The organism is Vibrio panuliri, assembly GCF_009938205.1.
GTDB lineage: Bacteria > Pseudomonadota > Gammaproteobacteria > Enterobacterales > Vibrionaceae > Vibrio > Vibrio panuliri.
The window spans coordinates 918530-932904 of the sequence record NZ_AP019655.1; the positions used below are offsets into that span (position 1 = coordinate 918530).

The following is a 14375-nucleotide window of genomic DNA, read 5'->3' on the forward strand; positions in this document are numbered from 1 at the left end:
AATTAATTCCATTCGACAGATTTAACGATAACAGCGGTGCCCATGCCCCCGCCCACACATAGAGAGGCAACGCCGTACTGGCCGCTACTTCGATTAAGTTCATGTATTAAGGTAACGAGAATTCGATTGCCTGACGCCCCCAGCGGATGACCTAATGCTATCGCTCCACCGTTCTTGTTTGCTTTGTCTAAGATCTCAGTAACGGATAGCCCATGTTGGTCTGCCAACTGATGGATAACGCCCAGCGCTTGCCCCGCAAACGCCTCGTTAAGCTCATAGACATCAATATCGTGAGCCGTAATCTCTGCTTTAGACAAGGCTTTAGTTACCGCTGGCACCGGGCCTAAGCCCATAATGCTTGGGTCGATGCCGGCTTGTGCATGGCTGACGACCTCCGCGATAGGACGCAAACCGTGTTTCTCCACCGCCGACTCGCTAGCAAGAATAATCGCACTGGCACCATCGTTGATGCCTGATGCATTGCCAGCCGTTACGCTGCCCTCCTTATCAAAGGCGGGACGCAGTTTTCGTAAACCTTCAAGGGTTGCGTTAGCTTTGGGATACTCATCGGTATCAAACGTCACGATTTCTCGACGCTGCTTTACCTCAACAGGCGCAATTTCCGCGACAAACTTGCCGGCCTCTATCGCCGCCACTGCTTTTTGCTGGCTTTCCAACGCATAATGGTCTTGTTGCTCACGAGTCAAGCCCACTTCTTTCACCACATTCTCTGCTGTCACGCCCATGTGATATTGATTAAACACGTCAGTCAAACCATCATTGATCAACAAGTCTGTCAGTGACATGTTGCCCATCTTGTGCCCATCACGAATCTGGCTCGGTACAATAAAAGGAATTTGCGACATCACTTCAACACCCGCCGCAACGATAATCTCTCCATCTCCAGAGCGAATATGACTCACCGCATCCATGACGGTTTTCATGCCACTACCACATACCATATTCAGTGAGTAGGCTGGTGTTGTATCGGGAATACCGGCATAAATGGCGGCTTGACGTCCAACACTCATCCCTTGCCCTGCTCCAATTACGTTACCAACGATCACTTCATCCACTAAGCCTGCTGCAACGTTTGCCTCTTCTAACGCCGCTTTGATCGCTACCGCCGCTAAATCACCCGCGCTGATATTTTTTAATGAACCACCAAACGCGCCAATGGGAGTTCGTTTTGCCGAAACTACATATACTTTTTCCACAGCCAACCCCTTATTGCATGTGCAAGCCGCCATTCACAGACAAGGTTTCGCCTGTAATGTATGCGCCTGCATCACTAATTAAAAAACTGACTGCTTTTGCAATTTCATCGGACGCGGCGAGGCGCCCCATCGGAATTTGCCCTTTGATAAAATCCAGAGTTTCCGGCTTCATCATCTCTACCATCGGAGTCATGGTATAACCTGGAGCCACAGCGTTTACCGTCACACCACTTCGTGCACCTTCTGCGGCTAGCGCTTTGGTAAAACCGATCATGCCCGCCTTAGCAGCACTGTAGTTAGTCTGCCCAAATTGACCTTTAATCCCGTTAACTGACGAAATATTGATGACTCGCCCACCGCCTTTCTCGCACATTGGCGCGAAAAGAGGTTGAGTTACGTTAAACACACTGTTTAGGTTGGTATCAATCACATCTTTCCAAGATTGGGCGGTCATTTTTTTGAATACGCCATCTTTGGTGATTCCCGCATTATTGATAACCACATCCACGGTTCCTTCGTCTTCTAGCAACTGCCTCAGTCGTTCAGCACATTGTTGTGTATCAGTGACATCAAGCTCGAATAAACGCACTTGGTCAGAAGTAAATTTATTTACTTCAAACCATTTTTGCGCACACTCTCGTTTGCCGGTTGAGTGAGTGGCGATAACTCTGTAACCATCTTTCACTAACTGAGAGGTAATTGCAGATCCAATCCCGCCTTTTGACCCTGTGATCAAAGCGATCTTTTCCATTTAAGACTCCATGTCTAACAGCAAGTTAATTACAAATGTGAAGTAATCACGCATATGAAGAATATGCGTAAATTATTAATATTTGTTAGTGCCGATATATTTCGACTTCCTTTATATTTAAAACTAATCGGCAATTGTGACACTTCAAATAATTTTCCAAAAAATGTATCCAAAGTTGAGCAAGATCTCATTAGGCTGAAATGTTATATCAATGTTAAATCTGAGTAACCCATTGAATTAAAATAAATATTTAAATTAAAACTGCTAAGACCAGCAGTGCAAGCCAATGATAAATAATGACTTTTTATTTCGCAGCTTTATTTCATCATTTCCTTGTTCATTTCACTTTCTATCAAGCACTTATCATGACACTTGATAATTTTATTATTAATCGACAGCATGAATTATCGCAGCAAATATAAACAACCCCTGTTTTAAACAATTATTTAGTCACTCAATACGTCACTAATAATCCTCAATTATGTGTTTTAAAAATAGAATTGTTATTTATACCTAGATGACTTCAAGATGCAGGATTCAGAGCGTTGTCATTGACTAGAGCTCAAGGAAAACGACGTGGAAATCGAGACACATAAAAAAACCCAGCGCTGGGCTGGGTTGGCAAATTCGAATCGGATAAATCCTTTAGGCAGTGGATGGTTTGATTCGATATACAATGGCAAACAACACTGGCACTACAATCAGTGTCAGAATAGTAGCAAAGCCGAGGCCTGCCATTATTGTGATCGCCATTGAGCCAAAAAATGCATCAGATACGAGAGGTAACATCCCTAATATGGTGGTAATAGCCGCCATACTGACGGGTCTAACTCTCGATATAGCACTGTCATAGACCGCTTGATATTTCTCTTTCCCGCAACTTAACTCAAGGTTAATTTGGTCAAGTAAAACAATGCCGTTTTTCAAGATCATTCCACTTAAGCTTAGTAGACCAAGGAAGGCTGTAAAGCTAAACGGCATGTTTGTAGACAAAAGTCCAATAGAGACGCCGATAATAGATAGGGGCACAGTCATCCATATCACCAATGGCTTACGCACAGAGTTAAATAGCAACATGGTAATGATGAACATGAGCAAATAACCCATTGGCAAGGACCCAAATAGTGCATCTTGAGCATCTTTTGAGGATTCATACTCGCCACCCCATGTAATCGCATAACCTTGAGGTAACTCTAAAGATTCAACTCGCGGCTTAATACGTTTAAACAATGCGTCCGCAGTTTCATCCCCCAACACATCGTGGTCAGCGAGCACCGTAAGTGTGCGTTTTCTATCACGGCGTTGAATCAATGGCTCTTGCCACTCTAAAGTAACCCCATCAATCACCTGTTCAATTGGAACATATATCTGTAGCGTTGGGCTCCATAACTTAGCATTCGCCAAAGATTCAAAATCAACTCTTTCTTGCTCAGGCAAGCGTGCAACAATCGGCAGTCGATGCGTCCCATCTCTAAGTACACCTATGTTTGAGCCACCAAATGCCATTTGCAAAGTTTCAGAAAGATCTTGTTTTGAGATGCCCAAACGTCGTGCTTTAGATTCGTTAAAGACAGGCACTATTTCTTTGGTTCTCTCGCGCCAGTCATGGCGCACGTTGCGCGCTCCTGGGTCATCAAGCAGAATATCCTCGACTTGTATCGCGAGTGAACGCAACACTTGCGGATCCGCCCCCGTGATACGAACTTCAATTTTGGACGCCGGAGACGGACCAAACTCCATCAACTTGAACTGAAATGAAGGCTTGTTAAACCGAAGTGGCAGTTCTTTATCTAACAGACGCAATACCTCAAACATTGATTGTCTATCGATAGTTCGTACCTGCAACTGAGCATAGGCTTCATAGCTCTTTTCTGGTTGATAAGTAAGGGCAAAGCGTTGCAAACCTTGTCCTGTAGATGAGGTCACAAACTCGACATTATCTTGTTCACGAATGTAGCGCTCGACTTGTTGTACTTGTTGCACCGTTCTTCGAATATCGGTGCCCTCAGGCATCCATACATCGACATAGAACATCGGTGTATTTGATGGTGGGAAGAACGATTGTTTCACCATAGTAAAGCCAGCGATTGCTGAAACCAAAAGAGCAAGCATGGTCGCTACCGTCAGCCAACGAAAACGCAGTGCATAAGTTAATGCAGCACCAAAAATCGTAAACAACATCCCTTTGTAAGGGTCGTCTTGATTCTCTGTCGTTTGTGTTAACTGCTCCTTAAACAGTAGGTCAGCAAGGAACGGAGTTAGCGTAATTGCGGTCACCCAACTCAAGAACAACGAGAAACACAACACCCAGAACAGCGACCCCATAAACTCGCCCGTGGCATCAGAGGATAAACCAATAGGCGCAAAAGCGGTGATCGCGATAATGGTCGCACCTAACAGCGGCCATTGCGTTTGCTTAACGATGTTCTTTGCCGCGAGTAACTTAGACTGCCCTCGTTTCATTCCAACGAGTATTCCTTCCACGACAACAATCGCGTTATCCACCAGCATACCCAGTGCGATGATCAATGCCCCAAGTGAGATTCGATGTAACTCTATCTCAAACTGGTTCATCAAAATAAAGGTCCCAAATACGGTGAGCAGTAGAACCAAGCCAATAATAATGCCGCTACGCGCGCCCATAGTGAACAGCAGTACCACAATGACGATTGCGACCGCTTCCGCCAAGCTAATTACGAAATCAAAGACCGACTTATCGACTTCCATTGATTGATTGTAGAAATAGTTGAGGCTAATTCCCGCAGGTTTGATTGACTCAAGTTGATCAATTTTTGCTTCAATAGCTTTACCTACATCGACTACATTGACGCCGGATGAAAATGAAATCGCGAGGTTTATCGCAGGCTCACCGTTAAATGTCAGCACGTTTGTGGGCTTTTCTTGCACTCCCCTTGTCACCTTTGCGACATCTTTTAGGCGAATCAGATTCCCTGTGTCTCTACCATGAATAATAAGATCTTCCAGTTGCTGCTCACTGGTCATAGTACCGCTCGGGCGAATTGTTAGGCTCTCTCCATTTACCATCACCTCACCAGCAGATTGAACACTGTTTTGTCGACTTAACAGATTCACTACCGTCGACATATCTAGGTTAAACGCCGCCAATTGCTCCAACGAGACTTCAACAAACAGTTGTTCTTGTTGAGCTCCTGCAATTGAGACCTTCCCTACGCCATCCACCAGTTCCAGATCACGACGCAAATAGTCAGCATAACGCTTTAACTCGATATAGTCGTACCCATCCCCCGTTAACATCAGCATGATTCCGTAAACATCCCCAAAATCATCCATAACCTGAACAGAGGTCACTCCGCTTGGTAAACTCGGTTTTAGGTCATTGATTTTACGACGCATTTCATCCCAAATCTGAGGTAACTCATCAGGACCATAAGTCATCTCCATTGCCACTTTAATCTGTGACATGCCATTAGAAGACGTTGAGGTGACCTTATCGATATAAGGTAGCTTGCGGATTTCTTGCTCAAGTGGGTATGTAAGTTCCTCTTCCACCTCTTGAGAGTTCGCCCCTGGGTAGGTTGAAATAATCATCGCTTCTTTAATCGTAAAGGCGGGATCTTCTAAACGTCCCAGTTCCATAAACGATATCAACCCACCAACAGCGAGAATAACCAAAAACAGCCAACTGATGACCTTATTTTTAATCGAGTACTCAGCAATGTTCACAGTTGTACTCCTTTAAGATTGATACCCGGACGTAATTTACGAATGTTTGAGTTGATAATGACATCCCCTTGTTTCACTCCTGACGAGACAATTGCTCCTGAACCGACAATTTGATCCACGATTATCCGATGTCGTTGGGCGGTGTTATCCACCGACTTCCAGACATAAAATTCAGACTTGGCGGTACCACTATCTATCGCCGTCATTGGTACAAGGTAACCTTGTTGAACATTCATCCCAGCTGCTGCCATATCAACGAACACTGACGCACTAGTACCAGGTAAAATCGTTGGTGTGACTTGAGCCCGCTCTAACCAAAACTCATAAGACTGAGTCTGTGGGTGCAACTCGCTAGTATGTTCTAAGTAACGCATCGAATAGCGCTGCTCGCTCCCAGCAAAAGCAACTTCTGGGTGATAATTGCGGGCACGTGCACTTGGAGTCATCATGGCAAGTACACTGTCTGAAACGTTGATTTTCACCTGAAGTCGACTTTCCCGATATAAACTCAACACGCTTTCACCCAGAGCAACACTCTCATGGTTCTTTTTGCCGACAGCGGAAACAACGCCGTCAAACGGCGCTTTAAGCCGCGTGTATTTCAATTGCGTTAATGCTGTCAGACGATTTGCTTGCGCCAGTTTGAAGGTCGCCGTTAACTCGTCATATTCCGCATCAGATATCATTTTGCGTGTCAGTAAGTCCTTGCCACGATCAAGTTGGCGTTGAGCAAGATCGAATCGAGCTTGAGCATTGTTTAATTGCTGCTGGTAACGATTGTCATCGACCGCTGCGAGAGTTTGCCCTTGCTTAACTTTGTCACCCTCTTTGACAAACACAGCACTCAACTCACCATCCACTCTAAACGCAAGTGGTGTAACATCGGCAGGTTCGACAACCCCATTAAACACTCGGAATTGCGATGAAATTGGCTCGCTAACTTGAATCATATCAACAACCAAACTCGGCTTTTCGCGATGAACAGTCTCGACTTGGCAACCAGCCAAAACGCCAGTGGTGATCAGCAACAGAGAAGTTTTAAATAAATTCATGCTAAATCCCTGCCTCTTTCTGCCACGCTTTAACTTGTTGACCGTGAGCCAACTGTGCGACACCCGCTTCAACAATTAGATCACCGCCGCTTAGACCTTCGACAATAAGCCCCTCATCGTTAAGAACAACCTCCACAGATTCAATGGTTTTTGACTCTGGTATAAATCGAAACAGCTTCCCTGAGTGGTCAGTGCGACTGATCCACGCTGTATCTGCCATCTTGTATCCCAGACCTGTAGTCGGGTTAGGTAATTGAACCTGTGCCGTCATACCTGAAAAGAGATTGAGCTCCGTGGGACGTACAATGGTCGCGGTCGCTCGAAAACTGTTGATGTCTAGGTCTGGTTGAGTGGAGATTTCTTTGAACTGCGCAGGAATGATCACGGAGCGATGAATATCCATAACAACGCCAAGATCAGAACTCGCAATATGTTGTAATCCGTACCTTTCGACGTAGCTTACTGGCACACTAAACACTACATCCATTACATCGTTATTGATCAGATTGAGTACGGGTTGATTATTGGCAACAACCTGATGTTCTTTTACCCAAGACCAAGACACCACTCCATCAAATGGTGCGGTAATTTTGGTATAGGCGAGGTTTGTCTTGGCTTGAGCTAAAGCGGCACTAGTGGCTTTAAAATCAGCTTCTCGCTGATCGAACACATCCGCACTAATCAGTTTCTGTTTATACAGCGCTAAAGCGCGTTGGAACGCAGTAGACGCCAACTCATACTCAGCCTGCTTAGCATCTAACGCAAGTTGATAGTCAGTAGGATCCAGTTCTGCTAGCAGCGCTCCCGCTGTCACTTGCTCACCCATTTTTACTTTTATTTGCGCGATTTCACCCGCGACTTGAAACGAAAGTGTCGCTCGGTCGGTCGCGTCTATCTCAGCAATAAATGAATCAAGCTTTGGCACGTCGATATCAGGTATTTCTAACAACTTGACTGGCTGTACCACATTGCGTGGCTCTTCCGAGTTTGCGGGAGTACAGCCAACAACAAACAGGCCAAACGCGGCAATACTGAAGCAGCGAATGAAATGGGTCGATATAAATGTCCTTTTGGGCATGTCTTGTCTACACATTTTATTATACATTCGTGCAGTATAAGTATTTACATTGAGAGATCAACTATATTTTCCACTTGTACAATATATATAATGATGAAAGTTGGACTATTTTCTGGTAAAAGTAGGGCGTAATTTAGGGTTGGTATTTCAGATGATCGAAAGAAAACAAGGGCGTAGAAGCGCACAGGACGCAGTCAAAACCAAAGCAGATATATTGAGAGTCGCTGCAAACATGTTTTGCGAACTTGGTTACGAACGAGTGTCATTGCGACAAATTAGCGAGCGAGCTGGTGTCTCCCATAGTTTGATCCGTCATCATTTTGGCAGTAAAGAGAAGATTTGGTACGCAATCAGCGATTGTTTACAAGAGTTTATGATTGGCTACATTCATACCATCATTGAAAACATGCCGCACAAGCTACCCGCCAATGAGAAGATGTATATTTTTGCCGTGCGCCTATTAGCACATATGTTGGTTAGCAAGCAGCCAATTCAACTGATTGCCGATGCCGTGCGACAAGAAGATGCTTTGCTGGATTACTTCGTAGATAAGTCGGGTAAGATTCAAGCGGTTGTTGATGCCATCGCCGATGAATATAACCAAGAGCACCCACAAACACCGATCAATGTTTGGGAAATAAAGTGGCAAATGATTATGTACGCACACGGTGCTGCAAGTTTGACACCGTTTATGCTGCAAACTTGGTCTGAAGAAACTGACGATATTGAACAGTGCCTGCTAAATCACTGGCAAATGTTCAATAAAATCATGGCGCATCGACTGCAAGTTGATCCGGACAAAGTTTTGAATCCAAAATCAATTTCTGAACTTGTATACGCCAAAGAATGCGCTCTGTAAAAATGAGTCTTCGAGAAAAAAGCCAGCTTTTCAGCTGGCTTTTTCTTTGAGAATTATCGACGTTTGCCTCGATTCGCATGAATTTTCATTTTGGCTTTCATTCTTCTTTTATCCGAAGAACGACTTTTACGTTTTGGTGCTCTGTCATCAACCACTTCCTCAATCAGACTTGGTTCATAGCCTTCCAACCATTGCTGCGGCAATCGTTGATCTAACAAACGCTCGATAGCTTCTAACAAATATTCTTCATCACGGCTCATTAGGGAAATGGCTAAGCCAGCTTTACCTGCACGTCCAGTCCGTCCAATACGATGCACATAATCTTCCGCTTTGAAAGGCATGTCGAAGTTCACAACTTGCTCGAGTTGATTAATGTCTAAGCCACGTGCCGCAACATCCGTCGCAATCAATGCACGTATTTTGCCTGCTTTAAAATCATCAAGCGCCTTCTGACGCGCTCCTTGGCTCTTGTCACCGTTGATTGATGCCGCTTTAATGCCATCTAATTTCAGTTCAGCCGCAAGAGCATCACTACCCTGCTTGGTTTTGGTAAATACCAAAACTTGTTGCCAGTTGCGTGAACCAATCAGGTAAGCCAAAAGCTCAGCTTTGCGCTTCTTATCAACCGGGAAAACCATTTGTTCAACCGTATCCGCAGTACTATTTTCCGCGGCAACTTGCACCTCTTCGGGATCGTTCATCATTCGGTAAGCAATGTCTTTAATCTTCTTATCGAAAGTCGCTGAAAAGAATAGCGTCTGATGCTCACGGTTCATCTTTGACAAAATACGTTTAAGATCAGGCCAGAAGCCCATATCCAACATACGGTCTGCTTCGTCTAAAACCAACGTCTGAGTGTTTTGTAAAGAGACATTTTTACAGAACATATGGTCAAGCAAACGCCCAGGTGTCGCGATTAAAATATCACAACCGCCAGCAAGGTTTTTAACTTGGACACCCATACTTGTTCCACCGTAGGCAGTCACAATCTTTAACGATGTAGACTGGGCGTAGGCAGTCAGGTTATCAAATACTTGTTGGGCAAGTTCTCGAGTTGGTACCAGAACAAGTGCGCGGACATCATTGCGCTGCGCATCACGCTCACCACCTTGCTCAAGCAAGGTTTGAATAATCGGTAAACCAAACGCAGCCGTTTTACCTGTACCAGTTTGAGCACCAGCGAGTACGTCTCTACCGTCTAGCACGTAAGGGATCGCTTGTTGCTGAATCTCGGTTGGGGTTGTAAAACCCAGTTGTGTTAATGTCTCAACTAGCTCAGTAGCCAAGCCAAGATCTGCAAATGCTTGTGACATATTAATTGTTACCTAATCTTTGAACGGTGTGGATTCTATACTTAAGCCACTGTTAGTTACCAGAGTTAACATAAAAATCCCGACTCACATTGAGTAGATTCGGATAAAAATCGTCAAACATAACCGCCAATTGCTGATAATTGGTCGCCATAGGCGTAAAGCAATCCGCGAGCGGCTGCATTCTTTCTGACCGTTGAGACATACGACTTAAGGCAAACTCTATATTGTCCAACTCTCGGTATGACTCTAACCATCGCCCTTGCCACATTCGTGTTGTCATTAACTTGTAGCGTTGAGGCACACTCACCACCTCTAACGCTTGCTCTGTCGCGATGTCTCGCTCAGCGTACTGGCAAAAGTCTCTCAGCGCTTGATTATGATACTGAGACCATTTAGTGGCTAAGAAATGATCCCACATCACATCAAGCGCAATCCCAGCAAAACGCCGCTGCTTTGCAGGAAACAGAGACTTGGCATCACGCATTACTGGATGTGCATCAGTGAAACTGTCGACAAAGCGATGTAGTCGGATTCCACGGGCAATATTGAGTGGATATAGCTTATCAGGGTCGCCTTTAACGAAGTCACCAAGTAGGTTTCCAAGAAAACTCGAGTGGCACTTATCGGCAATGTGAAGGTGGGCAAGGAAGTTCATAGAAACCTACGCGGTAACAAACTCCCCTAATAAAAGCACAAAGCCAGCGCGATTGCACTGGCTATCTGTTTTAGGGACTATCGAGGTTGGGAGTTATGCTTCGTCAATGCTCTCTTCAGCATTGGTTTGATACTCCGATAGATTAATGCCGATCTCTAACGCATCGAGCAACTCTAAGCTTTCGTCATTTAACGACTGGTCACACATAAGGACCTCCTTAAATCATTATTTACGCCACCAGTGAACTAGTGGTATCTCCTTTTTACCCACTTTATATGACATTTTTTTTAAAGGCAAAAGCACCAAATGCCGTGATTATGACCGACACCTCTAGCAAACGTTTGCAAACAAGAACAGCACGCCACTGTAAATATAACAATACACATACGGAAACTTTAGCGTACATTTTACTTGTAATTTAGTTTTCAATATTACAAACTGAGCACCTCCTAGCCTATCGGTCTGGATTGAGCGTAAAAAACAGACAATTTTGCGCATTCACAACAAACTACTGTAAAGAATAATATACAAAATGAGTAAATCAAAGGTAATGGGTAGTACTTTGATTATTGCAGGTACTACTATTGGAGCTGGTATGTTGGCGTTGCCATTGGCATCAGCGGGTATTGGCTTCTCCACTTCGCTGGTTATTATGGTGTTTTTATGGGCTTTGATGGCCTATACCGCGCTAATGATGATCGAACTTCATCAACACGCAGACAGCCACGCCACTTTGCACACGCTTGCGATGCAAATTCTCGGAAAACGCGGTAAGTGGTTAGCCAGCTTTGCCATGCTATTTTTGTTTTATTCATTGTGTGCCGCATATATTGCTGGCGGCGGAGCCCAGTTTGGTCAAAGAATTGAGCAATGGACTGGGCTTGAACTGACCCACTCTGCTGGCACGGTGCTGTTTACTGCTATTGTTGCTATGACGGTGATCATAGGTACTGCCACGGTCGACAAGGTCAACCGCGTTTTATTTACCTTAAAGCTAATTGCGATGGCAAGCGTGTTACTTTTCCTTGCGCCTAACGTGACGCAGTCTTACTTACTCAGTATGCCTATTGAACAAGGACTGATTGTCGCTGCCATTCCAGTTATTTTCACCTCTTTTGGTTTCCACGGCAGTATCCCTGCCATTGTTCGATACCTAGATGGTGACACGGCCTCTTTACGCAAAGCGATCATGGTAGGTTCAGCAATCCCATTAATCATCTACGTGTTCTGGCAGCTCGTCACGCTCGGTGTGGTTAGCCAATCGGAAATGTTAAGCAATCAAGGTCTAACGGCTTTAATTGGTCAGTTGTCGAGTAAAGTACACCAATCAAGTATTGCCCAAGCTATCGGTGTTTTTGCTGATTTGGCACTACTCACCTCTTTCCTCGGTGTGAGCCTTGGTTTGTTTGAGTTTTTGGGTGATTCAATGGCGAAAAAGCAATCTTCTCGAGTGGTGACAGGTTTAGTCACCTTTTTCCCACCAATGGGTTTTGCCTTGTTCTACCCACAAGGCTTTATCACTGCGTTGGGCTACGCAGCCATTGCGCTCGCAATTCTGGCGATTTTCTTACCGGTCACTATGGTGCTTAAAGCGCGTCTTATATATCAAGATGCCGGCTATCAGGTGAAAGGGGGTAAGTTAGGGATTATGCTTTGTGGTATTGCCGGTATCCTGATTGTCACCGCACAATGCCTTATTACCGCGGGTGTACTTCCTGCTCTAGGTTAACCCTGATGCATTTAAAAGGCTTGGTAAATACCAAGCCTTTTTTCGTTTTCGTCCGTGAAGTGGTATAACATTTAAAGATACGCTAGTTACGATGGTATTCTTCATGGAAGCAGAGCAGTTAGAAGTTAAGTCCTTTCTCGTCCAACACCCCCCTTTTGATGAACTCGATGAAGACGTTCTTGATCGCATCGCGCAAAGCATCGAAGTCGCCTACTATCGCGAAGGATCTTCGATCAATAAGTTTGGCGACCAGATACATGATCTATTTATGGTTCGCAGTGGCGTGGTCGAAGTCTATCGGCGTAAAGGCGAGCTCTATAATCGCTTAGACAGCGGTGGCTTGTTTGGGCAAATGGGCTTGTTAACCAACAATAAAGTCCGCTTCCCTGCCGTTGCGGTTCGCGACACTTTGCTATATTGCATTCCTGAGTCAATTTTCTTAGAACTTTATGAATCGCAAGAGTCTTTTGCCGACTTTGTGGAAGTAGAACACAATACGCGACTTCGCCAAGCGGTCAACGCCACCCATGAAGAGAATGATCTAACAACATCAAAAGTTCGCACGTTATTATCTGGAGACGCACTGTTTACCTACAGTTCCGACACCATTCAGAACGCCGCACAAAAGATGGCTGAAGAAAATGTTTCCGCTCTGTTAGTTATCGACGCTGACATTCAACAAAACGGTGACGAAGATAGCTCTGGTCTGGTTGGCATCATAACCGATAGAGACCTCTGCACCCGCGTACTCGCTACAGGTTTAGATGCCTCTCACTCGGTTGCTGATGTGATGACCCATGAGCTCATCTCGCTTGATCACAATGCGTATGTATTTGAAGCGATGTTGACCATGCTTCGCTACAACGTTCACCACCTTCCGGTACTTAAAGATGGGCATCCAATCGGTATTATTGAAACCACCGATATTGTTCGTTACGAATCGCAAAACTCATTGTTGCTGGTCAGCAGTATTTTCCAACAACAGTCGGTTGATGACCTTGCGGCATTGTCTGAGCAAGTCAAAGACTGTTTCGTCCGCATGGTCAATGAAGATGCGAACTCTCATATGGTCGGAAGTGCAATGTCCGTGATTGGACGAAGCTTCAAGCAACGAATTATTGAACTTGCTGAGGAGCAACTCGGTCCGCCCCCCATTCCTTACTGCTTTTTAGCATTAGGTTCGATGGGGCGCGATGAACAACTCCTCGTGACTGACCAAGACAATGCCATCATTCTCGACAACAGTTATCAAGCAGAACTGCACAATGAGTACTTCTCGGAATTGGCGCAACAAGTATGCGACGGGCTTGCGCGCTGCGGGTATACCTACTGCACCGGCGATATCATGGCAACCAACTCTGAGTGGCGAATGACACGTACCGAATGGGAGGAGTGCTTTGCCGACTGGATTGACAACCCAAATCCAAAAGCGTTACTTAATGCCTCAATATTCTTTGATCTTGATGGCGTCTATGGGCGATTAAAATGGGCAGAACAACTCAATGGCTTTATCGTCAGACGAGCGCGCAAGAACAACCGCTTCTTAGCTTGTTTAGCTCGCAATGCGTTGAACCGAACGCCCCCGCTTGGATTTTTTAAAGATTTTGTGGTTGAAAAGGATGGTCAACATAAAAACTCTATCAACCTCAAACGTCGTGGTACGGCACCACTGGCCGATTTAGTGCGGGTTCATGCTCTCGCAGTCGGCTCTCGAGCACAGAACTCATTTGAAAGGCTTGATGACATACACGAAGCGGGAATTTTACCCAAAGGTAAAGCGCACGCGCTGCGTGATGCACTGGAATTCATCTCGATGGTTCGAATACGACATCAAGCCTATGACGTTGAGAACGAAATGGAGCCGGACAATAACATTGAGCCGGAGAATCTATCTGAGTTCGAACGACGCAATCTAAAGGATGCGTTCCAAGTATTGAGTAATTCGCAGAACTTTCTTAAATTCCGCTACCACGCCAACTCCAAGTTTTAACGCACAAAAAAAGGGATGCCAATGCA

General features: G+C 45.1%; 10 protein-coding genes. 3 read left to right on the top strand and 7 right to left on the bottom strand.

The window, feature by feature from the left end; translation table 11 throughout:
- Positions 1-2 precede the first annotated feature (2 nt).
- From GZK95_RS18910 to GZK95_RS18930, 5 genes are all read right to left on the bottom strand, one after another.
- Positions 3-1217 carry an acetyl-CoA C-acetyltransferase gene (locus GZK95_RS18910; protein WP_075715062.1) on the bottom strand — a complete coding sequence of 405 codons (1215 nt, stop codon included), beginning with the start codon at positions 1215-1217 and terminating at the stop codon, positions 3-5.
- 10 nt (positions 1218-1227) lie between these two features.
- Positions 1228-1968 carry an SDR family oxidoreductase gene (locus GZK95_RS18915; RefSeq protein WP_075710936.1) on the bottom strand — a complete coding sequence of 247 codons (741 nt, stop codon included), beginning with the start codon at positions 1966-1968 and terminating at the stop codon, positions 1228-1230.
- 645 nt (positions 1969-2613) lie between these two features.
- Positions 2614-5673, bottom strand: a complete 3060-nt coding sequence (locus GZK95_RS18920; protein ID WP_075715689.1) for an efflux RND transporter permease subunit — start codon at positions 5671-5673, stop codon at positions 2614-2616.
- Complete coding sequence (locus tag GZK95_RS18925) at positions 5670-6725, bottom strand: efflux RND transporter periplasmic adaptor subunit (RefSeq protein WP_075715688.1); 1056 nt, start codon at positions 6723-6725, stop codon at positions 5670-5672. The genes GZK95_RS18920 and GZK95_RS18925 overlap by 4 nt, the downstream gene beginning before the upstream one ends.
- 1 nt (position 6726) lies before the next feature.
- Entirely contained in the window at positions 6727-7803 is a 1077-nt protein-coding gene (locus tag GZK95_RS18930; protein WP_075715687.1) for an efflux RND transporter periplasmic adaptor subunit, read from the bottom strand.
- 151 nt (positions 7804-7954) lie between these two features.
- Between GZK95_RS18930 and GZK95_RS18935 the strand changes: the two genes are divergently transcribed.
- Complete coding sequence (locus GZK95_RS18935) at positions 7955-8662, top strand: TetR/AcrR family transcriptional regulator (RefSeq protein ID WP_075710944.1); 708 nt, start codon at positions 7955-7957, stop codon at positions 8660-8662.
- 53 nt (positions 8663-8715) lie between these two features.
- On the opposite strand, the gene GZK95_RS18940 is transcribed toward GZK95_RS18935, so the two are convergent.
- Positions 8716-9975: a DEAD/DEAH box helicase gene (locus GZK95_RS18940; protein WP_075715686.1), complete on the bottom strand. Its 1260-nt coding sequence runs from the start codon at positions 9973-9975 to the stop codon at positions 8716-8718.
- A 52-nt stretch (positions 9976-10027) separates the two neighbouring features.
- Positions 10028-10630, bottom strand: coding sequence for an acyl carrier protein phosphodiesterase (locus GZK95_RS18945; RefSeq protein ID WP_075715685.1), 603 nt, complete (start codon positions 10628-10630; stop codon positions 10028-10030).
- A 532-nt stretch (positions 10631-11162) separates the two neighbouring features.
- On the opposite strand from GZK95_RS18945, the gene GZK95_RS18950 reads away from it, so the two are divergent.
- Both GZK95_RS18950 and GZK95_RS18955 read left to right on the top strand, forming a co-directional pair.
- Complete coding sequence (locus GZK95_RS18950; protein WP_075715684.1) at positions 11163-12359, top strand: aromatic amino acid transport family protein; 1197 nt, start codon at positions 11163-11165, stop codon at positions 12357-12359.
- Between the two features lie 103 nt (positions 12360-12462).
- Positions 12463-14349, top strand: a complete 1887-nt coding sequence (locus tag GZK95_RS18955; RefSeq protein ID WP_075715683.1) for a putative nucleotidyltransferase substrate binding domain-containing protein — start codon at positions 12463-12465, stop codon at positions 14347-14349.
- Positions 14350-14375 lie beyond the last annotated feature (26 nt).